The following is a 25,114-nucleotide window of genomic DNA, read 5'->3' as shown; positions in this document are numbered from 1 at the left end:
CCTCAAATGAATTGAATACCCCGCCATAACAACACCCATCCGCTAAGTGTTGCAATCACCGCGAGAACCCAAGGATCGGTCAACGGGCAATAGCCGTCGTGTTGGATGTGCCGCTGCTTGAATAGGGCTTACGGCCTGAACGATCGACTTAGGAAATCTGACGTGACACAACTGATAGAGGAAGCAAACGATTCCTATTCCTGGGACCGGGGAAAGTGGCGCAACCCGCCGGTGCGTGTCACCGCTGATGGTCGGACTCTGCGGGTAACCGCAGCCGAGAACAGTGATGCGTGGAGGCACACCTCGTACGGCTTCGTCCATGACAGTGCGCATGCCCTGTTGGCACCGCTGCCCGCTGAGGGGGCCGTGGAGGTTTCATTCCTCCTGAATTACACCGAGCAGTTCGACCAGGCGGGAATCTATCTGCACGTTTCGGACTCCGTTTGGATCAAGGCCGGCGTGGAGGTGTCCGACGGGGTTCCCCAGGTTGGGGCCGTCGTAACACGCGGGGTATCCGACTGGTCGGTGGCACCAGTCCCTGAGTGGATCAATAAGGAAATCACAGTGCGGCTGAGCAGGGCCGGTAACGCCGTCACCATCAGGGCTCGCGCCGGGGATGAGTCTTTCCGGCTCGTCCGCGTTGCTCCTCTGGATGAAACAGTAAATGCCGAGGTCGGCCCATTTTGTGCCTCGCCCACTCGGGCTAACCTCACGACCACCTTCACCCGATGGGTTGAGACCAATGCAGACGCAACCCTGCACCCTGAACACGACTGAAGCCGCAGCACCCGGGTCAGCGAACGATGAAGACGGCGATCTTCACCGAGTCCGGGTAGCGCTCGCCGGTGCCCACAGCGACGATATGGTTCAGCCACCCCCACTCCTCGGAGGCGGTGGAAAACCTCAACGAGCAGCGGAAGTAGATGGCTTCCGGATCCACTGCGTCGCCGCGGTTCAGCCGGGCGATGTCCGCCGCGGAGCCGTAGCGGAGGGCGCTGTTGTGTACATGAATCAATGCCCCGTCCTCCGCCTCAACAACGTAGCGGGCATCGAGTTCGGTCAGTTCCGGGCTGTGCAGGGTCTGGAAATCCGCGCCGCCGGGCAGCACCGTGCCGCTGAGGGCGGGCCCCGTCAGCGAACCGCCGGTGATCGGTATGATCCGGCGGTGTCCCGTGGGAGCCGGGCCGACGTCAATGGGTGTTTCCACCATGACATGCAGCTCCGCCAGGAACTCCAGGCGCGGCGGTACAGGAGTGCTCACAGCAGGCCAACCGTCAGGCGGCTGGGGTGGGAGGAACCAACATGGATGCGCTGGTTGGCGGTTACGGCAACTCCCGATTCGTAGGCGAGCTTGCCGGTGTTAAGGTTCCGGTCCCAGCGCGGGTGGCAGCTTGAGGTGACCTGTACGCGCAGCCGCTCCCCCGCAGCAAAAGTCAGCGCCGTCTCCCAGAGGGAGATGGTGTACTCGTAAACCCGGTCCGGCTCGATGGCAGAGGGCGGGCATCCCTCGTTGAACAGCCCGGTTTCCGCGTAGGCGTCGCGCCAGGACGCCCGGACGATGCCGTCGGCAATGCCCAGGGAAACGCCGTCCGCCGACACCTTGCAGAGCCGGACAACCCAGTCCGTGTCCACGGCGCTGGATGATGCGAACAACGTTGCGGTGACGGCACCGAAAATGGTGGTGGCCTCGGTGAAGGGCTCCGTGGTGAAGACGGCGACGTCGGCCCGCGCCTCCACGGCGCCCTGCCGTGCCGGTCCCGCAGGAAAGGCGCCAGCCAGCATGGTGGCCCCGCCGGTGGTGGGCACCGGGTCCAGCGGATCGTAGGCGTACTGAACGTTTCCGTCCGCACCCGCCTGGTCCAGCAGCTCCCCGCCGGCGGAGAGGAACCACGACCTCTGCCCTGAGGGAACCGGAAGTTCATCAAAGCCGCGCCAGCGGTTCTCGCCCAGGAAGTACACCAGCACCGGGGGGACCGCAGCGATGGCCGCTTCGTCCTCCTTGAGGACGGCGTCGAACCAGGCCGTATGGAGGGACGACAGATCTCCTCGGCCATCGACGATGCCTGAGGACGCGGCCGCGCCGAAGTGGATGTCCGGGTACCCGCCGGTGAGGTTGGTGTGTGTCCACGGACCCAGGATGAGGCGGGGTTCCATACCGGGGAAGGTCTTGCTGAGGGCCGCCTGGCGGCGGTACTGGTCCAGCGTGTTGGGGGCGAAGATATCGAACCAGCCGCCGATGTGCAGCGTTGGCAGCGGCACCGCCGCATCGGAAGCGGCATCCCACAACCGGCAGAAATCACTCCCCGGCCCCTCCCCCGCCGACGGAATGACCTCGCTGCGAAGGAAGGTGCCCACCCTGGGCTCCAGGTCCCGCAGCGGCAGGACGCCGTAGCAGGAACCATCAGCAAATCCAGCGTCCAGGGCAAGCCATTCCTGGAGCTCTTTCGCGCGCCGCTCGGGATCGTCAGCATGTTCCCGCATCAGTTCATTGAGCGAAATCGAGGCATGGCCCCAGGCCAGGCGGCTGCCCAGCTCATGGGCGCCGCCCCGGTACAGCGCGCCGTTGTTGGCGTTGCCGCCCGCCGAGACCCCCGGGGCCAGGGCCTTTAGCCCGGCCGGGGCGTACCGGGCTGCACGCCACTGGGTTTCCGCGAAGTAGGACCGGCCCCACATGCCCACGCGGCCGTTGGACCACGGAAGGCGCGCGGCCCACTCCACCGTTGTGGCGCCGTCGGACGCTTCATTGACCGAGGGCTCAAACCTGCCGTCCGAGCCGAACCTGCCGCGGCAGTCCTGCATCACCACCACGTACCCGGCCGCCGCAACGGTCAACGGATTGAAGTAGGCCGAGTTGACCGCCAGGTCCCGCCCGTAGGGAGTGCGCGTGAGCAGCACCGGGAAGGTGCTGCCCGGCGCGTCCGGCCGGTAAACGGTGGACCGGAGGATGGTTCCGTCGGTCATGGTTGCTTCAACATCGCCGTCGACGACGACCGGGTAGCGCACGTGCGTGCCTTTCGTTTGGGTGGGGGGTGGCTTGGTGCTCAGGCGGCCTGGACGGGCCGCTTGCCGAGGTCTTCGGTCCTGGTCCGGTAGGTCTCCTTGACCCACACGGCGGTCACGACGGCGGAGACCAGGCAGCAGGCGGCCGTGAAGACGGCAACGGGCAGCCACCCGTCAGGGCCGGGCTGGACGATGGCGGCGGCAATGGCGGGTGCAAAGCCGGTGACGACCAGGCCCAGCTGGGAGGCAGTGGCTGCTCCGGTGTAGCGGATCCTGGTCTCGAACATTTCCGCGGTCATGGATGGGCCGAGCGGGTTGACCATGCCGTAGCCGACGGTCATGAAGAGGATGGCCGTGGCGAAGATCAGCGGGATGGAGCCGGCGCTGATCGACCAGAAGAAGGCAAAGACAGCCCCGGCACAGACGATGTTGCCCGTGATGAACACCGGTTTACGTCCGATCCGGTCGGCCAGGATGCCGGCGTACGGCTGGACGATGATGCCCAGGGCCGCGGTGACGATGGTGACGGTGAGCATGACGGCCGCGGGGACTCCGAGCTTGCCGGCGTAGGCAAGACCAAAGGCAGCGAACACCGAGGAGACCACGCTCCACAGGCCGAAGAGGATCACCTTGAGGATGGTGGCCCAGTGGTCGCGCAGGACCACCTTGATGGGCAGTTCGTGCTTGTGGTCCTCCTCCTTGGCGGCCTCGAACACTTCCGATTCCGGGAGGCGGAGACGGATGTACAGGCCCACGGCGACAACCAGGATGCTGGCAAGGAACGGCAGGCGCCATCCCCACGCGAGCAGGTCGTCCTGGGGCAGGAGCGAAACAGCAAGGAATGCCAGCGACGCCAGCATGATGCCTGCCACGGCTCCGGTGTTGACCCAGCTGGCGTAAAAGGCCCGTTTGTGGGTGGGGGCGTGTTCCATGGTCATGGTGACGGCACCGACTGATTCGCCGGCCGCCGAGGCTCCCTGCAGTGCGCGCAGGAGCACCAGCAGGACCGGCGCGGCGGCACCGATGGCGGACACCGGAGGAAGGCAGCCGATCAGGAACGTGGCCACTCCCATGAGGACCAGCGTCAGGACCAGCATCTGCCGGCGCCCGATCCGGTCGCCGAAGTGGCCAATCACGCCGGCAGCCAGGGGCCGCACCACGTAGCCGATACCAATGGTTGCCATGGACAAGACCATCCCGAGGGCGGGATCGATGCCCGGGAAGAAGATCTTGTTGAAGATCAGCGCCGAGGCTGAGCCGTAGATGAAGAAGTCGTAGTACTCGAGGGTGCTGCCGATGAAGCTGGCGACTGCTGCCCGGCGGGCATTCTGCGTGCCCTGTTCGGTGGATGCGGGAAGTGACATGGCGTCCGGGGACAACGGCGTCACCGGGCTGGGACCTGCGGTCATTGCGGATCTCCTGGAAATGATGGGTCAGCAGGCGCCTGCTGGGGACTGTGCGTGCCGGCGCGGGATGTGGCCCGGATCACTGGCTAAATGTTATGCGCTTATCAAGACGACCGTCAACAAATATGCAAAGTAAATTTGCTCCGCTTTGCCTGCCTGCGAAGATGGGGTGTGACTTCTAAGCCGCATCCATTCCCAGGCGGGCCCGCCGAACCCCGTGTTGCCGCCGAGGAAGTCAATTTCCCGCGCCCATCGAAAGGCTCGGCGACCCAGCACCTGGTGGTCACGATGCTGGCGGACTATTGGCGCGACTACACCGGGTGGCTGCCCTCCCGGCTGATTGTGTCCCTGGCCGCGGCCCTGGGCCTCAGCTCTTCCGCTGCCTCAACAGCCCTCAGCCGGCTCGCAGGGCGCGCCGTCCTGGAACAGTCGAGTGCGGGGCGCGCTTCCCGGTACAGGTTCACCCCGGAGGCGAGGGCACGCCTGGAGATCGGGGTGAGACAGATCAGTGGCTTCGGCTCCGGGGAACGCCCCTGGGATGGCATGTGGACCGTGGTGGCCTTCAGTGTCCCGGAGCGCTCGCGCGAAGTGCGCGAGCTGCTGCGGAGCCGGCTCAAATGGCTGGGGTTCGCTCCGTTGTATGGGGCGGTGTGGGTTTCCGCGTGGGACACCGCCGACGACCTGGAGGATTCCTGCCGCCACCTGGGGGTGGAGAACTACGTCATCTTCCGCACCGCCGCGGAAGGGCTGCGCGGGCGGCCGTTGTTGGAGGCCTGGGACCTGGACGAAGTACGCCGGCAGTACACCCCCTTCATCAACGCCTACCGCCAGAAAACTGACGCCCTGGCCGGCGAACGCCTCCCGGGGGAAGAGGCCTTTCGGCTGAGGACCGAGGTGATGGACGCCTGGCGGGCGTTCCCCTGGGAGGACCCCGGGCTCCCCCCGGAGCTGCTGCCCCACGATTTCCCCTTGTTCGAAGCGCGCCGCATCCTATTAGCCCTCTACAACCCGTTACTGGAGGATGCCCGTTCCTACGCGGAGGAGGCTGCGGAGAGGCTGGCACCCGAGGCTGCCGGGCACAGCAGGCCCTTCGTACTGGAGGGCTAAGGCTTCCCTGCCACCCCCTTCATGTCTGCCATGTTCCGTGGACAGAGACAAATAAGACAGACAAATACCCGGTCTCTCCGTCCCGCCATATGATTTATTCATGACCATCCCAAAGGCGGCGTTGTCCCCGGACCTGCATTCGTCGCTGGTCGACAACCTGGGGCTTGCCATTGCCGAGGGAACACTGGCACCGAACTCCATCCTGCGGCTGGACGAACTGGAAACCCAGCACAAGGTGTCCCGATCCGTGATCCGGGAGGCCACCCGCGTCCTGTCTTCCATGGGAATGCTCGAGTCCCGCCGGCGCCTGGGCACGGTGGTCCAGCCAGAGGCGAGCTGGAACCTCTACGACCCTCAGGTGATCCGGTGGCGGCTGGCGTCGGCCAAGCGGCTGGAGCAGCTGCGGGCCCTGAATGAATTGCGCGGCGCCATTGAACCGCAGGCCGCCCGCCTGGCCGCTGAACGGGCGTCACTCGATGCAGCCAGCGACCTTGTCTCCATGGCCGCCCGCCTGTGGGCCGTCGGGCAGCGCGGGGACCAGGACGAATTCCTCCGCCTGGACATCGAGTTCCACGCCGCGGTCCTGAACGCCTCGGGCAACCTGATGTTTTCGCAGCTGCACAACCTCGTGGCGGAAGTGCTGGCCGGGCGGACGCAGCACGGACTGATGCCGCATCTGCCGGACCACGAGGCGCTGCAGCTGCACGTGGATGTGGCCAGTGCCATCCAGCACCGCGACCCGGGAGCCGCGCTCGCGGCCATGAGCAGGATCGTGGAGCAGTCCACCGAGGAAATGGGCGACATCTGGTCCAGCAGCCACCAGGAAGAAAGTTCCGGGCAGCCCTGATCCCTTGGCCGCGGCTAAGGCCGGCGCACCGCCGCCAGCTGGCCCGCCAGGAACTCCAGGGCCGCCTGCCCTTCCGGCAGCCCGGCCGTGTGGTTGAGGTGGCCGTGCACGGCGCCCTCGGCCAGGAAATAGGACACCGGAACCCCTGCCCGCTCCAATGCCGAGGCAAACTGCTCGGTTGAGCCGCGGGCGTCGTCGTACTCGCAGGCAAGCAGGGCGGCGGGCGGAAGCCCGGCAGGATCCGCATAGCCGGGCATCGCATAGGACGGCGCCATGCTGACCGGCCCGCCCACGTAGTTCTCCGCCGTCCGGATGCAGTCCTCCAACGTGAACCGCAGGTGCCGCGGCAGCCCGGCCATGGCCTCATCGTCCAGTCCCCCGGCAGGCGCTGGGAGTTCGGCGTCCAGGAAGGGGTAGGCCAGCAGCAGTTTCGCGGGCAGCGGCTTGCCGGCGTCCACGAGGTACAGTGCGGCCCCCACTGCGAGGTTGCCCCCGGCGCCGGCCCCGCCCAGGCAGAGCAGGTCCGGATCCAGGCCGAGGGATCCGGCGTTCTTCCGGGCCCAGAACCACCCTGCCAAGGTGTCATCATGCGGAACGGGAAAGGACACGCCGTTGCGCGCCAGGCGGTAGTCCACGGACAACACCGGCGTCCCCCGGGCAGCGAGCACGCGTGCCAGGTAATCCGATTCGGGGCTGTCAATGCTGCCGCTGACGAAGCCGCCGCCGTGCAGCCACACGAGGCCCGGGCTGCCCGCAGCTCCGGGTTCGCCGTAGATCCGTATGCCTACCGGCCCGTGCCGGCCGTCCGCGGCCACCGTGCGGATGGGCACCTCGGGTCCGGGCGAGCGCACGGCGTCCGGGTTGAGGAACTGCGGGCCTTCCGGGGTTGCCAGGTACTCCGCGAACCCGGCGTCAGGCGCCTGGCCGTCGTGCCCCGTGCCGGCGGCCGGGGCGGAGTCTGCACGTTTGGTAGGGGTCATGGTGTGCCCAGCTTCCGTGAGAAGTAGTCGACGGCGGTGGCCAGGATGGTGTCCATCTGGTCCTCCGCACCGAAGAAGCAGTGGTCGCCGCCTTGGATGGTGACCACGTCATGCTCCACGCCGGCCTCCGCGAGTGCCGCGGCCAGCAGGTCGGTCTGCGAATGCGGCACCAGCCCGTCGGAGTCACCGTGGACCAGGAGGAACGGGGCGGCGCCGGCATCCACGTAGCTGACCGGGCTGGCCGCGGCCAGCAGCTCCGGATCATCCGAGCCGCCCACCAGCATGTGTTCGGGCTGCAGGGACATGCCCGGCGGCACGGCGGCGGTCAACGCGTCCGGAAACAGGCCGTCGGGCCGCTGCATGGGCGGGATGTCCACCAGCGAGGAAACACCGTAGAAGTCGACGACGGCGCTGACGCAGCTGGAGCGCCCCTGCACGCCGAGGCCGCCCTCCAGGTCCGGGCGGTTCCCGGTCAGCCCCAGGAGCGCCACCAGGTGGCCGCCGGCGGATTCGCCCCAGGCCCCGAACCGTTCCGGGTCGATGTTGAGGTCTGCGGCGAATTCGCGGAGGTACCGGACGGCGGCCTTGAGGTCGTGCAGCTGGGCCGGGAAGGGTGCTTCCAGGGAGTGCCGGTAGTCGGCCGTGGCGCAGGCGATGCCGGCCTGGTTGAGCAGCCGGAAGACGGAGTCCGGCACAAATGTGGGCGGCAGTTCCCGCCGGTCGCCCAGCTGGAACGCGCCGCCGTGCACCCACAGCACCAGCGGCGTGGGTCCGGCAGCGTTGCGGGGCAGCCAGATGTCCAGCTTCAGCGGCCGGAAGCCGAGTGCGCGGGCGTACGTCACTTCGCGGTGCACCAGGGAACCGTCGCCCACCCGCTCCGGCCTGCCGGGGGCATCGTAGACCGGGAAAGCCGGAACCGTCCGGCCTCCGGGGCGGGAAACATCGCGGGAGGGGTCGAGTACGTCGTTGCCGCTGTCCACTGTCATAGTGTGCTCCTCATCAGCTCAGGTTGGGTGCTGTCCCCGCCGGGTGCGGCCAGGAAAGTATGGTGTCCGGGTCCGACGACGGCTGCCGGCCGGCCGGGCAGCAGCACCTCGGCGGTGGTGCCGGCGGGGATCGTGGCAGTGAGCGTCAGCACGGCGCCGTCCGCCGGTTCCGTCGACACAGCCCAATGCACCTCGATCAGGCCGTGCGGCCCCTGGTGGGAGGTGGATGCGGAGGTGAGTCCGGCGCCGGGGCGGGGTTCGATGACCACGCGGTCCCAGCCTGCGCTTCCGGGTGCCTGGCGAAGCCCGGCCGTGTACCTGTGCAGGAAGGACACCACGGCGCCCTTGCTGTAATGGTTGAGCGACTGGCGCGGGATGCCGTGGCCGTCGATGCCGTTCCAGAGTTCCCATACTGTGGTGGCGCCGCGGTCCACCATGGCCAGCCACGACGGTTCGGAGTCCTGCATGAGCAGTTCGTAGGCGAGGTCCAGTTCGCCGTTGTCAGCCAGGACGGGCAGCAGATAGGGCGTGGCCAGGAAGCCGGTGCCGAGGTGGGTGCCGGCGCCACGGATCAGTTCCGCCAGCTGCGCGGTGACGGTGGCGCGGTGTACCGGGCTGACAAGGTGGAAGGCGAGGGCGCGGACGCAGTTGGCCTGGCTGGCGTGGGTGACATGCCCGGCGGCGTCGAGGTATTCCGTTTCCCAGGCGTCCCGGATGCTTGCCGAAAGTTCCGCCAGCGCGGCGGCCTCCCCGGCGAGCCCCAGGGTCGAGGCGATGCGTGCCATCAGGTCCGTGGTGTGCCGGTAGTAGGCGGTGGCCACGATGCCGTTGTCCGCGGTGCGGGCGGCAAACAGGTCCGGTTCCGGGCCGTCCGGCTCCATCCATTCGCCGAAGTGGAAGCCCGTGTCCCACAGGTACTTCTCGTGGGCGGCCGGGAACGGCGCCCGCGCTGCGCGGGCTGCATGCCGCCGGGTTTCGGCGGCCGTCCGGACGAAACCGAGCCAGCGCTTCATCGCCTCCCAGTTCTCGGCGAGGATGGCGGCATCGCCGGTGGCCAGATAAGCCTCCCACGGCACCATCACGATCGCGTCGCCCCAGCCGGCCGAGCCGTTGGTGAAGGCCATGAATTCGGCCGAGGTGGCCTCCGGCCCGGGTGTCGGCGAGATGTTGGCGATGACGCCGTTCTCCCACTGGTCGGCGCGGACGTCGCGGAGCCACTTCCGGGTAAAGCCGGTGACGTCGTACAGGTACGCGGCGGTGGGGACGAACAGCTGCCAGTCCCCGGTCCAGCCGGCCTTCTCGCGCTGCGGGCAGTCGGTGGGGACCTCGCAGGTGTTCCCCAGGAAGCTCCACTCCACAATCCCGTGGAGCTTGTTCAGCCGCGCATCGCTGCAGCTGAAGGTGCCGATGCGCTCCATGTCCGTCCGGACCAGGCAGGCGGTGATGTCCGCCGGTGCCAGGTCCGCGGCGAGGCCCTGCAAGGAGACGTACCGGAAGCCGTGGGTGGTGTGCCGGGGCTCAAAGACTTCGCCCGGGGCCCCGGAAGCGGCGACCGTGTCCACCTGGCCGGCGGCGAGGAAGGCCCCCGGTGAGCGGAAATCATGCGGGCGCAGGTGGTCCCGGGTGACGTCACCGTCCGGCCCCAGGGCCTCGCCGTACTCCAGCGCGACGGTTTCGCCCGGCGCCCCCAGTTGGGTAAGTCGGATCCAGCCGTGGAGGTTCTGGCCGAAGTCCACCACCTGGTTGCCGTTTGGCAGGCGGGTGATGGAAACGGGAACCATTTCCCCGGTCACGCGGGTGGGAGGCGCCAGGGGGCCGGCCAGCTGTGTGAAGCTGCCGGGACGGACGACGGCGGGACGCACCCCGGGCGCCTTGCCTCCAGAAGGTGTGCTCCCGGCGTCGTGCGCCCGGAAGTCGACCCGCTGGCCCGCCATGAGGTCGGCGCCGGTGATCTCCGTGGCGGACACCAGCCAGGAACTGTCGGTGCCGATGACCTGCGTGGCGGTCCCGGACCCCACCTCGAGCTGCGCAAGGAAAGCTGTCCGCGTGCCGTACATGTCGGCGTCGCGCGTGTACCCGAAGCTGCCGCGGTACCAGCCGTCGGTGAGGATGGCCCGGATGGTGTTGGCACCCTCGCGGAGCAGGCCGGTGACGTCATAGGCCTGGACCTGGAGGGTGGTGTTGTAGCTGGTGGAACCGGGGGTGAGCTGCTGGTCCCCCACGCGGCGCCCGTTGATGAAGAGTTCGTAGATGCCGTGGGCGGTGGCGTAGGCGCGGGCCTTATCCGGGGCGGCGTCCAGCGTGAAAGTCTTGGTGAAGGCGTAGCCGGGGCGCTCCCCCGCCGGCGCCGTTGCCGGTTCGTCGGCGCCGATCCACTGCGCCGTCCAGTCGGTGGCGTGCAGGAGTCCCAGTTCCACAGGCATGGGCTGTGACCAGCCGGTAGGTGTTTCGTTGCCGGCTTCATCGGTGTTCCAGGTGCGGACGCGCCATTCGAAACGGCTGCGGGAGTCCAGCGCGGGGCCGGTGTACGGGGCGGCGCACGCGGCTGATTCCTGCCTGCCGGTGTCCCAGCCGTTGCTGGCGGTGATCCGGTACGCGGCCTGGGTGGTGCTGCCGGCGGGCGGCGTCCAGCTGAGCCGGGGTTCACTAACGGTCAAGCCCATGGCTTCCGGCAGGTGTTCGGCCCGAAGCCGGGTTGGGACGGTCATGCGGCAGGACTCCTGGATGCGGTTGCTGGGAGTTCCAGCTTCCTGTCCGGTCCCTGGTACTCCACACAGCTCTTTCAATGGTTGGAATAGTATTGTGGTTCAGCTCACTGCCTTCCCCGTGGGCCACAGGAACTGCCAACGGCGCTAGGAACCAATGCCATGACTGCCACTCCGGAAACGGACACCCCGCCTGCGCGCGGAAAGCGGCCCAAACAGGGCGAACCCGTCATCGACCGCGCGCTGAGCCTGCTCGCCGTCTTCTCGGACCGGCGCCGCGCGCTGACCCTGTCCGAGCTGGCCCGCCACGCGGACATGCCCGCGCCCACTGCGCTGCGCCTGATCGCCCGGTTGGTGGCGTGGGGCGCGTTGGAAAGGCTCGACGACGGCCGGTACGTGGTGGGGGTCCGGCTGTGGGAAGTGGCTTCCCTGTCTCCACGCGGGCACGGTGTGCGGGAAATTGCGCTTCCCTACCTTGAGGACCTGTTCGAGGTCACCCGGCACCATGTCCTGCTCGCAGTCCGGGACAACGAGCAGGCGGTGCTGATTGAGCGGCTGTCCGGGAAGGACGCCACCGAGGTCGCCTACCGGGTGGGCGGCCGGGCGCCGCTTCGCTCAACGGCCATCGGATTGGTGCTGCTCGCAGGAGCGGACCAGCAGTTCCAGGAGACCATCCTGAAACGCCCTCCGGAGAACGAGCCCGGCGTGCCCGAAATGCCGGAGGGGCAGCTGCGCCGGACACTCTCCGACGTGCGGCGGACCGGCATCGCCATGATCCGCCGGACCGTCCCGTCCCGGACGGTCTCCGTGGCCTCGCCCATCTTCGATGCGCAGGGCACCGTGGTGGCCTCGCTGTCGATTGTGGTTCCGGACGGTGCCACGCCGCCCAACGTCCTTGCCCCGGCGGTCCGTGCCGCCGCCCGCGCGGTGTCCCGGAACATGGGCTTCCAGGCCCAGGCAAGCTCCGGCTTGTGGACCCACTCCCGGGGGTAGAGCGGGCTATTTAGCGGGCGCCGGGGCGTTCCGGGCGAAGGTGCGGGCAGCCCGTGAACCGGCCGCCGCACTTGCCCCGATGGTGATGAGCGCCCCCAGGATCAACGCCGAGGCTTCCCCCGGTTCCAGCAGGTCCAACTGGGAGCCGATGGTGGCAGCGGCAACGGGCACGCCCAGTTGGGATGCGGACAGCACGGCAAGCGGCAGCGGCTGGCCCAGCAGGCGCAGGCTGCCGTGGACCAGGAGGGTGCCGGCCCCGAGGCAGATCCCGAGGAGCACCATGCCCGGCGTGCCGGCCAGCGCACGCAGGTCCAGCGATGCGCCCAGCCACACAAAGAACACCGGCCCCAGGAAACCGTCGCTGACCGCGAAGAGCTGGTGCGCCAGGCGCCGGGGTTCACCCACCGCCGCCACCACCAGTCCGAAGGAGAATCCGGCAAGCATGATGGACACGTGCCCTGCGACGGCAAGCCCGGACAATGCGAAGAGCAGCGCAAGCTGGATCCGCAGTTCCAGGGCGAACTTCCGCTCCTCGGACACGTCGTGCACCCGCCCGCGGGTGCCGCTGCGCTCCAGCCAGCGCAGCAGGAAGAAGAGCAGCACGGAGCAGGCTGCGACGGCGGAGGCCCCCATCGCTGCCCTCGGCGCGTTGGGCGGGTCCACGGCGAGTGGAAGCGCCACGATGCAGGCGATGTCCGCCACCGCCACCTGCGCCGTCGTCGTAAGGACCTTTGGTCCCGTCAGCTGCAGGGAGTCGACGATGGGCAGGACAAGGGCCGCCGAGGAGGAGGCGAGCAGCACTATGTAGAGCGGTGCGTGCCCGGTGCCGAAGGCGAAGGCGATGAGGATTCCGACGCCGGCCGCGAGGACCGCTGCGATGGCGGCCCGCAGGGCGCCGCCGCCCAGGGCAGGGCGGAGGGCCTTGTCCCGCACCGGCACATGCGTTCCGGCGACGAACATGATGAGGGCGAATCCGACGTCCGCAACGAACGTGAACGTCGGGTCCGAGGAGTCCACCAGGCCCAGGCCGGTTCGGCCGATGGCGATGCCCGCGAGCAGTTGCCCCAGCACCATGGGAAGGTGCCAGGTCCGGGGAAACGCCAGCAGGGGCCCGAGGAGCGCGACGGCGGCAATCAGCGAAAGCTGGAAGAACGACACCTGCCTCCTTTTGCCGGCGCGCCCGGATCACTGGCCGCCGCAGTCATCGGCAGCTCGCCGGCGCCGCGGACGGATTGTGCGCCCACAGTACTCATGCCCCTGCGGGCGGTCAACGGCACCGCAAGGCGCATCAGGGCCGGTCAGGACGCGGACCGCGTGTCGAACGCCGCCGCTGATTCGCGCAGGAGCCGCGCAACGGTGTCCACCGGGGTGCTGGAACGCCGGCGCCCCTCGAACCGCCGCAGGACGATGCGCCGCGTCCCCAGCCCGGGAACGTCAAGGATGTCCACCCCTTCATGCGCCACTCCGGCCAGGGCCAGGGTGGGCACAATGGCAACCCCCTCGCCGGCAGCGACGAGCGCGAGCGCCGTGAGGGTCTCCTGGTACTGATGGACCGTCTCTATGGTGGCGCCCGTCGAATGGCGCAGCCGCCCCAGGACCGCGGAGTTGGCGGCCGATGAGTTCACTCCGAGCCAGGGAACCGGCAGCCTGCCGAGGTCAACATTCTCGGTAGTGAGCAGGGCCCCGGAGGGGACCACCAGCCTCCACGGTTCATCCAGCAGTGGTTCCTCGATCATTCCGGCTCCGAGGGAAAGCTGGCCGGCGGTGGTGGAGTCATGTTCCACCACCACGGCGTCGAGCTGGCGCTGCCGGAGCAGCCGCATCAGCGCGGGAAAATCATCCTCCACGATGTGGATCTGGAGTTGTGGATACTGGCTCCGCCACTCGGGCAGCCGGGGAATCACCACGGTGCGGACAAAGCTGGTGAAGCCGCCCAGCCGCACCACGCCTGAAATGTTGGCCCCGCTCTCCATCCGGGTCCGGGCGACGCTGAGGGCGCGTTCAATCTCTTCGCCGGCTTCAGCCATGGCGAGGCCTGCGGGAGTCAGCACTGACCCTTTTGGCGTACGGACCATCAGCGAGTGCCCGGTTTCCCGCTCCAGCTTGGTGATTTGCTGGGACACGGCGGAGGGCGTCAGGCGCAGTTCGTCGGCGGCGGCCAGCACGCCGCCCGTCCGGGCAACAGCGAGAAGCACAAGCAGCCGGCGCGGATCCATATCCATATTAAGCATTTCTAAACCACGCGTGCAGAAGAATGCAATTGATCTACATGTCTTCAGGCCCCCAGAATTGCCATCAGGCAACGATTCACGAAAGGACACCTATGGAACTCGTATGGGAAATCTCCGGTTGGGCCGGCGCCGCCATGATTCTGACGGCGTTCCTGTCGGTCTCCATGGGCTGGGTGAAGGCCGGCCGGGCGTTCCAAAGCGCAAACCTGCTCGGGGCCGCTGCCTTCATCCTCAACGGCGCCTTCCACGAAGCGTGGCCCTCAGTGGCCACCAACGCCGCGTGGCTCCTCATCTCCGCCGTTTCGCTCCTCCGCATGCGGGGCGCCCGGGGTACCGATGCCGGCGCCGTGGCCGCGTAGCGGGTCAGTCCTTGCCGCGGTAGGAAAGCCGGCGGACCAGGACCTCGCCGTCCACATCGAAGACGCCGAAGGCCCGGCCGGTGAAGCCCTTGGCGGTCTCGAAAGCCCAATGCCTGCCATCGAGCTCGGTGAGCAGCTCATCGTCCGGGTTGCGGCCGGGCCCGGAGGACCGGACCAGGAGGCGGATCCTGTCGCCGCCCACGGCACCGGCGCTGAAGTCCGACGGCGGCGGGCTGGCCACGATGGCAAGTTCAACGTCTCCGGACGGAACCGTTGTTTCCCAGGTGCGGTCAAAGCCTGCGACGACGGCGCGCGCCGTGATCCGGACAGATCCGCCGTCCTGGGCGGCTTCGATGCCGAACCAGTTGTCCCCGGCGTTCCGCACGGCGATGCCGCCCGCGCCGGCGGCGACGTCAAGCACGGCCCTGAATTCCATCCCGAGGTGGCGCTGGCGTTGGGCCAGGAAACAAGGCCGGCCCGAGCCCATGGTGTTGCCTTCGCCCGTGAGCAGGAGCCCCTTGGAGGTGGGGGCGGAGAACTCCGCCGGTACCCTGCGCACGCCGATCCATTGCGGGTCCTCCAGCCCGGCGCCGTTGCTGAAGTCATACTCACACTCCTCGGGCCGGCCCCCTGTCACACGGGGAAGCCGCGCATGCGGCCAGCCGTCGGCCCAGTCCACTGCGGTCAGGAACGTCTCCCGGCCCAAGGGCGAGAAAGACTTCGCCAGCCCCAGCGGGCGGACGCCGAGCAGGACCATGGCCGTTCCGCCGCCGGGCAGGTCAACGAGGTCTGCGTGCCCGGTGTTCTGGACGGGCGAACCGGTTCCCGCGGCGGTAAGGATGGGATTATGCGGCGCGGATTCGAACGGGCCTTCCGGGTGCCGCGAGCGGGCCACTGTGACGGCGTGGCCGCGGTCCGTTCCGCCTTCCGCGGCCAGCAGGTACCACCAGTCACCGCGCCGGTAGAGGTGCGGTCCTTCGGGTGAGTAAAGTCCGCTGCCGGACCACAGTGCCCGCGGCTGTTCGAGGGCTTCCCCGGTCTCGAGGTCCACCCGGACCTGCTGGATCGCGTCAGGGTGGCGGGCAAAGGTCACGTACGCAGTTCCGTCGTCGTCCCAGGCGAGGTCGGGGTCGATGCCGTCCACCGCTTCGATGACGGTGCCGTCGCTCCACGGGCCGGCCGGGTCGGTGGCCGTGAACACCACGCAGCCCCGCCCGCCGAGGAAGACGGAGACGATCAGGTAGAACAGCCCATCCCGGTAGCGGAGGGTCGGCGCCCACACGCCTCCCGGCGTGGGAACGTTGGCGATCCTTACCTGCTCCTCCCTCGTGGCCACGTGGCCCACCAGTTGCCAGCGTTCCAAGTCCGGGCTGTGATAGACCGGCAGGCCGGGCAGGTATTCGAAGGACGAAGTGACCACGTAGTAGCCCTCCGGGCTGGTGGCGATGCTCGGGTCAGGGTTGAAGCCCGAAAGGATGGGGTTGGAGTTCATTCCGCCATCGTGCCGTGCAGCAGCGTCCGGGGCAGGGCCCGGTTTCAATCGTTGGAAGGCGTTCTTCGGCGCTGCTGCCCTAGTTGTACTGGCCCTTGATCACAAAGTAGGAGCCACGGATGGTGCCGGCAAGCTTGGACTTCTGACGGGCGAACTTGAAGCTGGAGGCCAGTTCTTCAGGCACCTCCATGCCGTCCGAAAGCTTGAAGCCAACCGCCCGCTTGCCACCTTCCTCGAGGCCGTACATGACATTGATGGACAGCCCTGATTCGTAGAAGACGTACGCCATCCGCAGGCCGTCCACCTCGAAGGATGACACCTCCAGGGGCTTGGACGCGATGACCAGGTTCCGCTCCGCGGACAGGATGTTGGTGATGTACTGCAGCGTCTCCGGATCATCTTCCGCCGGGGTGGTGGTGAAGTCGTGGTCGTACTTGTTCTTGTAGTAGCGCGCCTCGTTGGCGCGCAGCCCCGCCAGCGCGTCGGCAACCGGCGACGATTCCAAACCAACAGTCGAGACGTTCTTGAAATCCACGGTGTACGGCATGAGTCCTCCTGGTTTTGTCCTGTGGCACATCGTTGCAGATCAGCGCCCGTGTTGCATCCGGCACCGCAGGCCCGCGTCACAGGATCCGGATACCCGCCCCGCTGACGTCCACTTCGGTCAGTCGCACACGTTCGTCGGGCGTGCTGTTCGGCCAGTGAAAGGCCAGGTAGTCACGGCCGCCGGACGCGCGAAGGACCATGCCGTGGCCGCCGTCGCTGGACCACAGGGGTTCAGGACGTTGGATCCAGGGCCCTGTGACGGTTCCGCTGGCCGATTCGGCGAGGCCCATGGCATACCCGTCCTCGCCGTGGCTGGACCACAGCATCAGCAGGGTGCCCCCGGCCCCGCCGATGAGGAACGGGCCATCGGTGAACAACGGGTCCGTGGCAAGGTTGAGCCCCTTTGGTGGTTCCACGCCCTCCGGGAAACGAAGGGGACGGGTCCAGTTGGCCGAGGACGCCGCGAACAAGAGGACCGGCTCTCCAACGGTGCAGCGCAGGTCCGCTGAGAGGTGGACCGCGTACAGTTCCCCGTCCCGGATTCCCGGTCCAGCCGGCGTCCCCTCGGTGCCGCGGCTGTAAACCAGCCAGCGGGCGCCGCCGTCGTCGACATGCAGGGTTCCGTCCAGGCACGGCTGGGTTGGCGGGGTGACCGGCCCGTCGCTCCACGGCTGGTAGGGGCCGGTGGGGTTGTCAGAGGCGAGCACCGCAACACCGCGCGGACGTGCACCGGAGGATGTCGCCAAGGTGGCGAGCATGAAGAACCGTCCGTCCAGGGCATACACCTCCGGCGCCCAGAACTGGGTGTCCGCCCAGAAGCCGGCCGGCGGCCGGAACGCCGCGATGGGGCCTTCCCAGTGCTCCAGGTCGCGGCTGGTGTAGCAGTCAAAGCCGGTGGCGGGGCCGCCCCACACGTTCTCATCGCTGGTTCCGAACAAGACGAAGTCACCGGGAGCGGCCTCCAGGATGAACGGGTCCCGCATCCGGATCCCGTCGAGGCGCAGGTGCTGGACCGCTTGGTGGCCCATCAGCGGCTCGCCTGGTAATCGAGCACAGGTGCCGGTGCGCAGGCAAAGTGGTACTCGCCGCCCTCAACCGTGTGCCGCTCGCCGTCCGGAAGCACGACGTCGGCCGCCACCCCGGCAGGGACGGTTGCCTCCAGACGGAACGCACCGCCGTCGAGCGTCCATTCCACCCGGACCTCACCGTGCGGGGTCTTCAGGGACGTCCTGGCCCAGCTGATCCCCTCCCCCGGCTGCGGCTGGATCAGTACGCGCGCGTAGCCGGGTTCGGCCGGCCGGATGCCCCCAATGGCCTTGTGCATCCAGTCCGCCACCGCACCCAGGGCGTAGTGGTTGAAGCTGGTCATTTCGCCGGGGTTGATGGTGCCGTCCGGGAGCATGGAATCCCAGCGTTCCCAGACGGTGGTGGCACCCATGGTCACCGGGTACAACCAGGACGGGCAGCCCTGCTCCAGCAACAGGCGGTAGGCCTCGTCCACATGGCCGGTGTCGGTGAGCGCGTGGGTGATGAACGGCGTTCCCGCGAACCCGGTGGACACCCGGTAGTTATTGTCCCGCACCAGTTCCGCCAGGCGGTTGCCTGCGAACCCGCGGAGTTCCGGCGTCTCCAGCACATCGAAGGCAATGGCCAGCGCGTACACGGTGGTGCAGTCGCTGCGGATGGTGCCGCTGGCCGCCTCGTAGTGCTCGGCGAAGGCGTTCCGCACCCGGGCGGCGAGCGCCTCGAAGTGTGCCTCGTCGTCGTGCTTTCCCAGGAGTCCGGCCGTTCGCGCGGTGAGGCGCGCGGTGCGGTACATGCAGGCGGTGGCCACCACGCCGGTGTCCGCCTTGGCCGCCCATGGCTGGTCCGGCGCGGCGTCCGGGTCCAGCCAGTCGCCGAACTGGAAGCCGGAGTCCCACAGGCCGGTGGGCGAGAGCAGCCCCTCCACGCGGCGGGTGTGCGAGGCCATTGACTCGTACTGGTTCCGCAGCACGCTGATGTCCCCGTAGGCCTCCCAGAGTGCCCACGGCACCCACACGGAGGCTTCGCTCCAGAGCGCCGAGGATTCCGGGGCCGGGAATTCCGGCGGTTGCGGGCAGTACTTCAGGGCATCGGGCACGGTGATGGGTACCAGGCCGTTTGTCGCCTTTTGCTCGGCGGCGAGGTCCAGCAGCCAGTCCTGCAGGAAGCCCTTGACGTCGTACAGGTAGGCGGCGGTGGGGGCGAACACGGCGATGTCCCCGGTCCAGCCCAGCCGTTCGTCGCGCTGCGGGCAGTCAGTGGGCAGGTCCAGGAAGTTGCCGCGCAGGCCCCAGACGATGTTGCGGTGCAGCTGGTTCACCAGCTCGTTGGAGCATTCGAAGGTGCCGGTGCGTTCCAGGTCGGAGTGGACCACCACGGCCTCAACGTCATCCGCAGTCAGTGTTCCCGGCCAGCCGGCGATCTCGGCGTAGCGGAAGCCATGGAAGGTCTTGGTGGGCTCGAAGGAGTCCAGGCCGCCGGAGAGGATGAAAGTGTCCGTGGCCTTGGCTGACCGCAGGGGTCGGACACCCAGCTCTCCGGCTTCCAGGACCTCGGCGTGCCGCACGGTGATGGCCTGTCCGGCCTCGCCCTGCACGGTAAACCGGAGCCAGCCCACCAGGTTCTGGCCGAAGTCCACCAGGGTACGGCCGGAGGGAGACGTGAAGATTTCCACGGGACGCACGACGCCGGCCCGAACCACGGGCGGCCCGACCGGCTCAGCAAGCCGGTCGGCGTCGAACGCCAGCTCCCGCACGCCGGTCCAGTCAGCGCCCGGCACATAGCCGGGCTCCGCCCACCCTTTGTGAAGGCGGCGGGCGTCGATGGTCTGGCCGTCGTAGAGGTCGTTAGACGTGGTGGCGGACGGGCCTGCCTGCCAGGAGGCATCGGAGGCGATCGACTGCACGTGGCCGTCCGCGAACTCGATGTCCAACTGGCCGAAGAATCCCAGCTCACTGCCGTAGAGGTTGGCCATGCCGTGCCAGGCCAGCCGGCCGCGGTACCAGCCGTTGCCCAGTTCCACGCCCAGCACGCTGGTGGGCGTCACCAGGGTTGTGACGTCATAGCTGCGGTACCGGAGCCGCCACTCATAGGCGCTCCAACCTGGGCTCAGGACGTCGTCCCCCACTTGCGTGCCGTTGATGCAGGCCTCGTAGATGCCGAAGGCGGTGGCCCGCAGCGTCGCCTTCACCACGCCGCCGTGGCCCTCCTCAAGCCGGAATTCCTTGCGGAGGCGCGGGGCGCCGTCGAAGTCCTGCCCGGGCGAAATCATGGCAGCGAGCCAAGGAGTGGAAGTCATGGAAGGAGGGGTCCGTTCTGTGTAGCGGGTTACAGGCGTGCAGGCAGTGACAGCCGGGCGGTGGGCTAAAGGGGTATAACGTCCAGTGCATTCGGGGCGATGATTTCCCCCTCGTAGCCGACGGCTTCGGCCGCGGGAACCGCCAGCGCAAGCCAGGTGGACGGCGGTTGCGCAACAGGCGTGTAGTGGCTGAAGACCAGCTTCTTGGCTTGCGCAGCAAGGGCTACGGCAGGCAGGTCGAGGACGCTGGAGTGTGCCTCGAACAGATGCTTCTTCAGCTCCTCTCCACGCGGGAAGGGAAGTTCGGCTGCGATACGCTCAATGGCGCTGTTGTCCTGCGTTTCATGGACGAGCACATCGCACCCCTTGGCGATGGCGGCAAGATTAGCGTCATGGGCGGCCGTGTCACCGGAAAACACCACCACCTTGCCGGTGCCCTTGACCGTAAACCGGTAGGCATAGGCGTTCGCCACTTCCGGGCCATGGAACACCCTGGTGGCATCTACACGGACGTTGGCGTCTTCCATGACGGGGACGACTGCCCTGTCCGGGGGCACCTCGATGTCATGGCCATCAGGTGCCATGAAGGCACCGAAACCGCCGCCGGACTCGAAAAGGGCAATCTCGTCCTCGAAGCCGGCGAGGAGATTCGTTGCTTTTTGCTTAGTCCCGGGTGGGCCCCAGATATCCACGGGGGGCAGGGGCGGGCGTGCTGTCCACCCGTGCAGCAGGAGTCCCGGCAGTCCGGAAGTGTGGTCCAGGTGGTGGTGCGTGATGAACACGTTGCGAATGCCGGCGAATCCAAGTCCGGCCCTGACGAGCTGTCGGGGCGTATCAAGCCCGCAGTCAACCAGATACACCGCGTCATTGACCACCAGTGCCAAGGCGGGTTTGGCTTCGTCAGGACCCACGACGGGACCGCCGTTGACTCCCAGCATGACGATCCTGTCGCTGGATCCAGCCGGCCGCTGTAGTTGCTCTGTCATCAGGACTCCACTTCTGTGTTGAAGGCTGTCGTTGCAGCGATGGGGTGGCGTCCCCTTCGGTGACTGGAGGTTCAGGCGTAGTGGCAGGCGACGTCGGCCGTCCCCACCCGGCGCAGCGCCGGCCGTTCGGTGGCGCACAGGTCGGTGGCCAGCGGGCAGCGGAGCCGGAAGGGGCAGCCGCCGGGTGCGGGCACCGCAGCGGCCCCGGTACGGACGCCCAGTGATTCGCGGGCTTCCCGACGCGCCGCCTGCTCCGCCGGACGCGGCACCGGGGAGGCCGCCACCAGCGCCTGGGTGAACGGGTGCCTCGGGTTCCCGGTGACGGCGGCGGCAGGACCGCTTTCCATCACCTGGCCGCGGTACAGCACCACCACGCGCTGGGCCAGGAATTGCACCACGGCGATGTCGTGCGCGATGAACAGGTAGCTGAGGCCCCGCTCGTCGCGGAGGTCGGCCAGCAGGTTGAGTACCTGCGCCTGGGTGGAAAGGTCAAGGGCACTGACGGCTTCGTCGCAGACCACCAGCTGCGGATCGCAGATCAGGGCGCGTGCCACGGAGATGCGCTGGCGCTGGCCGCCGGAGAACTGGCTGGGGTACCGGTCCACGGCCTCCCGGGGCAGGCCCACACGTTCCAGCATGTCCTCGGCCTTTACCCGGGCCTCCGCAGTGACGATGCCGCGCAGGCGCAGGGGTTCGGCCAGGGAGGTGCCGATGGTGTTCCTGGGGTTCAGGGAGGAGTTGGGGTCCTGGAAGACGGCCCGCAGTTCCCCGCCCAGGTCCCGGCGCTGGGCCGCGGTGGCGGAGGTGATGTCCCGGCCCTGGTAGTTGATGGTGCCGCCGGAAACTTTCTGCAGGCCAAGGATTGCCTTGCCGATGGTGGACTTGCCGGAGCCGGATTCCCCCACCAGGCCCACCGTTTCACCGCGGGCGATACTGAAGCTGACGCGATCGACGGCGGCAGGTGCTGTGGCTGCCCGGCGACCGCGGCCGTAGCGCACCACCAGGTCCTTCACTTCGAGCATGGGGACGGTGGTGGCCGGCGTGGGCCCTGGGCGCTCCGTGACTGCGGTGCTCATGCCATGTCCTTTTCGGTGAGTAGCGTCTCTTTGGAGGTGACCTCGAGCAGGCGGGAGGCCGGGATGTCGGTGGCCAGCCAGTCCATGCCTTCGACGGCGAGCTGGTCCGCTTTGACGCACCGCACCAGGCCCTCTGCTGCGCCGGAGGGCAGCAGGGGGACGGGTTCGAGGCAGGCGGAGCCGGCGAACTGGCAGCGGGCGGCGAACCGGCAGCCGGTGGGCCAGTCCTTGGGCTGGGGTACCTGCCCTTGAATCGTGGCGAGGCGTTCCGGCATGTCGTTTGCATGGTTGGCGTGCGGGTCCGCGGCCAGCAGGGCCAGCGTGTACGGGTGTCGGGGGCTGTCCAGGATGGCTGCTGTCCTGCCGTTTTCCACCACCTGCCCGGCATACATCACGGCCACCTGGTCGCAGATGTCCGCCACCACGCCGAGGTCGTGGGTGACCATGACCACGGACATGCCAGTGTCCTTCACCAGTGCACGGAGCAGGGAAAGGATTTCGGCCTGGACCGTAACGTCCAGGGCAGTGGTGGGTTCGTCCGCCACCAGCAGCCGGGGCTGTCCGGAGAGGGCAAGGGCGATCGCCACGCGCTGCGCCATGCCGCCGCTGATCTGGTGCGGATAGGTCTTCAGGATCCGGGCAGCATCAACGATGCCCACTTTCTCCAGCAGGCTGAGCGCTTCCTTGCGGGCCTCGGCGTTGCCCATTCCGCGGAGCCGGCGGATGGTGGCGGTGAGCTGGTAGCCGACGGTGAACATCGGGTCCAGGGCGCGCATGGGTTCCTGGCTGATCAGGGCGATTTCGCGGCCGCGGACGGATTCCATGTCCTTGTCCGTGGTCGCGGCAAGGTTCCTGCCGTTCCAGAGGATTTGTCCGCCGGTGACGGAAACGCCGGAGGGCAGCAACCCGAGCAGGGACAGTGCGGTCATCGTCTTGCCGCAGCCGGACTCCCCCACCAGGCCCAGGACCGTGCCCTGTTCTACGTCGAAGGAGACGTCGGTGACGAGCCGGACGCCGTTGTCGACGCCGACGGAGAGGTTGCGGACACTGAGCGTCCCCTTGGCCGTTTCCCGAACAAGGGCGCCGTCCTTCGCGGTAGGGACAGGGGCGGCGGCGATTGCGGCGACGGCCTTTGAGCGCTGCCTGCGTGCCGCGGCGGAGGGCAGGTGCGGTGCGGCGGCGTTGGGTGCCTTGCCCAGGGCGTTGCCGATGGCATTGGCCGACAGGACCGTGAGCGCCAGGACGGCACCGGTGGGGACCATCATCCACGGGGCATCGTAGACATGCTGGGAGGCACCCTGGATCATGCCGCCCCAGCTGGGCTGCGGGATGGGCGGCCCGAAGCCGATGAAAGCCAGGCCGGCCTGGATGAGCATGCCGACGGCGAAGATGAGTGCCGCCTGGACCACGATGGTGTTGGCCAGCCCGGGCAGGACGTGGCGGAGGCTGATGCGCAGCGGGCTGGCGCCGTCCACCTTGGCCGCGTCCACATAGAGCTGGGACTGCAGCGACTTGGCCTGGCCCAGGATCACCCGGTAGATACCGGCGGACATCAGGATGCCCAGGATGGCCATGACCACGGGGATGTTGGTTCCCACCGCGCCGATCACGGCCAGGATAATCACCGTGCCCGGCAGGGACATCATGACCTCGGTGACCCGGCTGATCACGCCTTCGGTCCGTTCACCGGCGCCGGCAGCAAGCATGGCCAGGATGGTGCCGAGCCCGACGCCGACAATCACCGTGAGCATGGACGTTCCCAGGGTGCCTGCCGCCGCGGCGAAGATGCGGCTGAGGATGTCACGGCCCAGTTCATCCGTTCCCAGCCAGTGCGCGCCGGTGGGGCCGGACAGGACGGCAGTGAAGTCCTGGTCCTCGGTTTTGTACGGCAGCCACAGCGGCGCGGTCAGTGACGCGGCGACCATCGCCACGAGCCAGACGAGCCCGGCCACGGCGCCGGGCGACGCGAACAGCCGGTGTCCGGAAAATTTGGCGATGGCGGCCTTGCCGGCATTGCGCACGGGCGCCGTTGCCGGCGTCGGGGTTTCCAGCTGGTCTGCGGGGACCGGAGCCATTGAAGGGATCATGAGGCACGCAACTTCGGGTCGAGGAACTTGGTGGCCAACTCCAGCACCAGGTTGACGGCGACCACCACCACGGTGGCGATGACCACCACGCCCTGCACGGCGGGGGCGTCATGGGTGCTGACCGAGGTCTGGACGGCCTGGCCCAGGCCGGGCATGGCGAACAGCTGCTCAGCGATGACGGAGCCGCCGAACAGGCCGATGAACTGCAGGGCGATGCCGGCCACGATGGGCAGGCTGGCGTAGCGCAGGGCGTGGACGTAGAGGATTTTCCAGGTGGGGGTGGCCGTGGCGCGCAGCGTGCGGATGTGTTCCTGCTGCAGGGCCTCGAGCATGGAGGCCCTGGTCTGCCGGGCGATGAAGGCCGCACCGCCCACTGCCAGGGTGATCACCGGCAGCGCCAGGGACAGCGCCCAGTCCTGCGGGGAGACCTCGAACGGGACGTAGCCGGTGGCGGGAAAGATGGAGGACTGGACGGCAAAAAGGTAGACGAAGAGGACACCCACCCAGAACGCGGGCAGTGCCACCAGGAGGCCGACGAAGCCGCCGATGGCTTGGTCCAGCACTCCCCCGCGGACGGCCGCGGTGACGCCAAGGGCGATGCCCAGGACGGCACTGAGGATGGTGGCACCGGCGGCAAGGGAGGCGGTGACAGGCAACCGGCTCGCCAGGTCCGCGCTGACGGAGCGGCCATCGATGAGCGAGATGCCCAGGTCGCCCTGGACCGCGGAACCGAGCCAGGTAAAGAACTGCGCGGGGAGCGGGTCGTTCCAGCCCAGCCGCTGGTTGACCTCGTCGATGGCCTCCTGGGAGGCTCCGGCGCCGAGGGACACGGCCCCGGGGCTGCCCGGCATCGCGTGCACCAGCAGGAATGCCAGCACCGCAACCACCAGCACGGTGGCCAGCGCCATCAGCAGGCGCTTGGTGATGAATAGTGCCATGGTGACCTCCATCGGTCAGGCCGTCCTGCCGGGTGCTCCCGTGGCGGAGAGCA

Annotated in this window: 21 protein-coding genes; 5 read left to right on the top strand and 16 right to left on the bottom strand. The window is 68.1% G+C overall.

Annotation, left to right across the window (positions count from 1 at the left end):
* Positions 1–162 precede the first annotated feature (162 nt).
* Positions 163–777, top strand: a complete 615-nt coding sequence (locus PV772_RS13285) for a DUF1349 domain-containing protein (protein WP_347886447.1) — start codon at positions 163–165, stop codon at positions 775–777.
* A gap of 16 nt (positions 778–793) precedes the next feature.
* On the opposite strand, the gene PV772_RS13280 is transcribed toward PV772_RS13285, so the two are convergent.
* From PV772_RS13280 to PV772_RS13270, 3 genes are read right to left on the bottom strand one after another with little or no spacing between them, the layout of a single operon-like run.
* Positions 794–1,261: a DUF3237 domain-containing protein gene (locus tag PV772_RS13280; RefSeq protein WP_347886446.1), complete on the bottom strand. Its 468-nt coding sequence runs from the start codon at positions 1,259–1,261 to the stop codon at positions 794–796.
* Positions 1,258–3,003 (bottom strand): CocE/NonD family hydrolase, encoded by a 1,746-nt coding sequence (locus tag PV772_RS13275; RefSeq protein ID WP_347886445.1) that lies wholly within the window; start codon positions 3,001–3,003, stop codon positions 1,258–1,260. The genes PV772_RS13280 and PV772_RS13275 overlap by 4 nt, the downstream gene beginning before the upstream one ends.
* Positions 3,004–3,041: 38 nt before the next feature.
* On the bottom strand, positions 3,042–4,409 hold the full coding sequence (locus PV772_RS13270; RefSeq protein ID WP_347886444.1) for an MFS transporter: 1,368 nt from the start codon (positions 4,407–4,409) through the stop codon (positions 3,042–3,044).
* Between the two features lie 168 nt (positions 4,410–4,577).
* Between PV772_RS13270 and PV772_RS13265 the strand changes: the two genes are divergently transcribed.
* Positions 4,578–5,513: a PaaX family transcriptional regulator C-terminal domain-containing protein gene (locus tag PV772_RS13265; RefSeq protein ID WP_347886443.1), complete on the top strand. Its 936-nt coding sequence runs from the start codon at positions 4,578–4,580 to the stop codon at positions 5,511–5,513.
* A gap of 100 nt (positions 5,514–5,613) precedes the next feature.
* Positions 5,614–6,360, top strand: a complete 747-nt coding sequence (locus tag PV772_RS13260) for an FCD domain-containing protein (protein WP_141158490.1) — start codon at positions 5,614–5,616, stop codon at positions 6,358–6,360.
* A 14-nt stretch (positions 6,361–6,374) separates the two neighbouring features.
* Here the strand turns inward: PV772_RS13260 and PV772_RS13255 are convergent, their stop codons facing one another.
* Genes PV772_RS13255 through PV772_RS13245 form a run of 3 tightly spaced genes read right to left on the bottom strand, consistent with a single transcriptional unit; the run spans position 6,375 to position 11,034 of the window.
* Entirely contained in the window at positions 6,375–7,340 is a 966-nt protein-coding gene (locus tag PV772_RS13255) for an alpha/beta hydrolase (protein WP_347886442.1), read from the bottom strand.
* Entirely contained in the window at positions 7,337–8,326 is a 990-nt protein-coding gene (locus PV772_RS13250) for an alpha/beta hydrolase (protein ID WP_347886441.1), read from the bottom strand. The genes PV772_RS13255 and PV772_RS13250 overlap by 4 nt, the downstream gene beginning before the upstream one ends.
* Positions 8,323–11,034, bottom strand: a complete 2,712-nt coding sequence (locus PV772_RS13245) for a family 78 glycoside hydrolase catalytic domain (protein ID WP_347886440.1) — start codon at positions 11,032–11,034, stop codon at positions 8,323–8,325. Before PV772_RS13245 ends, PV772_RS13250 begins: the two co-directional genes overlap by 4 nt.
* A 159-nt stretch (positions 11,035–11,193) precedes the next feature.
* Between PV772_RS13245 and PV772_RS13240 the strand changes: the two genes are divergently transcribed.
* Complete coding sequence (locus PV772_RS13240; RefSeq protein WP_347886439.1) at positions 11,194–12,024, top strand: IclR family transcriptional regulator; 831 nt, start codon at positions 11,194–11,196, stop codon at positions 12,022–12,024.
* A gap of 6 nt (positions 12,025–12,030) precedes the next feature.
* Here PV772_RS13240 and PV772_RS13235 read toward each other — a convergent pair whose 3' ends face one another.
* Positions 12,031–13,182 carry a cation:proton antiporter gene (locus PV772_RS13235; RefSeq protein WP_141183066.1) on the bottom strand — a complete coding sequence of 384 codons (1,152 nt, stop codon included), beginning with the start codon at positions 13,180–13,182 and terminating at the stop codon, positions 12,031–12,033.
* A gap of 140 nt (positions 13,183–13,322) precedes the next feature.
* Complete coding sequence (locus PV772_RS13230) at positions 13,323–14,246, bottom strand: LysR family transcriptional regulator (protein ID WP_347886438.1); 924 nt, start codon at positions 14,244–14,246, stop codon at positions 13,323–13,325.
* Positions 14,247–14,347: 101 nt separating this feature from the next.
* Between PV772_RS13230 and PV772_RS13225 the strand changes: the two genes are divergently transcribed.
* On the top strand, positions 14,348–14,614 hold the full coding sequence (locus PV772_RS13225) for a hypothetical protein (protein ID WP_141158497.1): 267 nt from the start codon (positions 14,348–14,350) through the stop codon (positions 14,612–14,614).
* Between the two features lie 4 nt (positions 14,615–14,618).
* Here PV772_RS13225 and PV772_RS13220 read toward each other — a convergent pair whose 3' ends face one another.
* From PV772_RS13220 to PV772_RS13185, 8 genes are all read right to left on the bottom strand, one after another.
* Positions 14,619–16,106: a family 43 glycosylhydrolase gene (locus PV772_RS13220; protein ID WP_347886437.1), complete on the bottom strand. Its 1,488-nt coding sequence runs from the start codon at positions 16,104–16,106 to the stop codon at positions 14,619–14,621.
* Between the two features lie 79 nt (positions 16,107–16,185).
* A complete protein-coding gene (locus PV772_RS13215) occupies positions 16,186–16,653 on the bottom strand; it encodes a phage tail protein (protein WP_141158499.1) in 468 nt (155 codons plus the stop codon).
* Positions 16,654–16,729: 76 nt separating this feature from the next.
* Positions 16,730–17,680 carry a glycoside hydrolase family 43 protein gene (locus tag PV772_RS13210; protein WP_347886436.1) on the bottom strand — a complete coding sequence of 317 codons (951 nt, stop codon included), beginning with the start codon at positions 17,678–17,680 and terminating at the stop codon, positions 16,730–16,732.
* Entirely contained in the window at positions 17,680–19,974 is a 2,295-nt protein-coding gene (locus tag PV772_RS13205) for a family 78 glycoside hydrolase catalytic domain (RefSeq protein WP_347886435.1), read from the bottom strand. The genes PV772_RS13210 and PV772_RS13205 overlap by 1 nt, the downstream gene beginning before the upstream one ends.
* A gap of 65 nt (positions 19,975–20,039) precedes the next feature.
* Positions 20,040–20,960 (bottom strand): MBL fold metallo-hydrolase, encoded by a 921-nt coding sequence (locus tag PV772_RS13200; RefSeq protein ID WP_347886434.1) that lies wholly within the window; start codon positions 20,958–20,960, stop codon positions 20,040–20,042.
* A gap of 71 nt (positions 20,961–21,031) precedes the next feature.
* Entirely contained in the window at positions 21,032–22,036 is a 1,005-nt protein-coding gene (locus PV772_RS13195) for an ABC transporter ATP-binding protein (protein WP_347886433.1), read from the bottom strand.
* Complete coding sequence (locus tag PV772_RS13190; RefSeq protein ID WP_347886432.1) at positions 22,033–24,123, bottom strand: dipeptide/oligopeptide/nickel ABC transporter permease/ATP-binding protein; 2,091 nt, start codon at positions 24,121–24,123, stop codon at positions 22,033–22,035. Before PV772_RS13190 ends, PV772_RS13195 begins: the two co-directional genes overlap by 4 nt.
* Entirely contained in the window at positions 24,120–25,073 is a 954-nt protein-coding gene (locus PV772_RS13185; RefSeq protein WP_141158504.1) for an ABC transporter permease, read from the bottom strand. Before PV772_RS13185 ends, PV772_RS13190 begins: the two co-directional genes overlap by 4 nt.
* Positions 25,074–25,114 lie beyond the last annotated feature (41 nt).

Origin of the sequence: Pseudarthrobacter sp. CC12, from assembly GCF_039907755.1 — a bacterium.
GTDB classification, from domain to species: domain Bacteria; phylum Actinomycetota; class Actinomycetes; order Actinomycetales; family Micrococcaceae; genus Arthrobacter; species Arthrobacter niigatensis.
Note: the sequence above shows the minus strand (reverse complement) of the source record. Positions and strands in the feature narration are given on the sequence as shown.

Coding starts and splice junctions, on each gene's coding strand:
- PV772_RS13220 (WP_347886437.1), bottom strand. CDS start 16,106: ATGAACTCCAACCCCATCCTTTCGGGCTTCAACCCTGACCCGAGCATC.
- PV772_RS13250 (WP_347886441.1), bottom strand. CDS start 8,326: ATGACAGTGGACAGCGGCAACGACGTACTCGACCCCTCCCGCGATGTT.
- PV772_RS13245 (WP_347886440.1), bottom strand. CDS start 11,034: ATGACCGTCCCAACCCGGCTTCGGGCCGAACACCTGCCGGAAGCCATG.
- PV772_RS13210 (WP_347886436.1), bottom strand. CDS start 17,680: ATGGGCCACCAAGCGGTCCAGCACCTGCGCCTCGACGGGATCCGGATG.
- PV772_RS13185 (WP_141158504.1), bottom strand. CDS start 25,073: ATGGAGGTCACCATGGCACTATTCATCACCAAGCGCCTGCTGATGGCG.
- PV772_RS13200 (WP_347886434.1), bottom strand. CDS start 20,960: ATGACAGAGCAACTACAGCGGCCGGCTGGATCCAGCGACAGGATCGTC.
- PV772_RS13230 (WP_347886438.1), bottom strand. CDS start 14,246: ATGGATATGGATCCGCGCCGGCTGCTTGTGCTTCTCGCTGTTGCCCGG.
- PV772_RS13215 (WP_141158499.1), bottom strand. CDS start 16,653: ATGCCGTACACCGTGGATTTCAAGAACGTCTCGACTGTTGGTTTGGAA.
- PV772_RS13260 (WP_141158490.1), top strand. CDS start 5,614: ATGACCATCCCAAAGGCGGCGTTGTCCCCGGACCTGCATTCGTCGCTG.
- PV772_RS13270 (WP_347886444.1), bottom strand. CDS start 4,409: ATGACCGCAGGTCCCAGCCCGGTGACGCCGTTGTCCCCGGACGCCATG.
- PV772_RS13225 (WP_141158497.1), top strand. CDS start 14,348: ATGGAACTCGTATGGGAAATCTCCGGTTGGGCCGGCGCCGCCATGATT.
- PV772_RS13205 (WP_347886435.1), bottom strand. CDS start 19,974: ATGACTTCCACTCCTTGGCTCGCTGCCATGATTTCGCCCGGGCAGGAC.
- PV772_RS13255 (WP_347886442.1), bottom strand. CDS start 7,340: ATGACCCCTACCAAACGTGCAGACTCCGCCCCGGCCGCCGGCACGGGG.
- PV772_RS13190 (WP_347886432.1), bottom strand. CDS start 24,123: ATGATCCCTTCAATGGCTCCGGTCCCCGCAGACCAGCTGGAAACCCCG.
- PV772_RS13195 (WP_347886433.1), bottom strand. CDS start 22,036: ATGAGCACCGCAGTCACGGAGCGCCCAGGGCCCACGCCGGCCACCACC.
- PV772_RS13240 (WP_347886439.1), top strand. CDS start 11,194: ATGACTGCCACTCCGGAAACGGACACCCCGCCTGCGCGCGGAAAGCGG.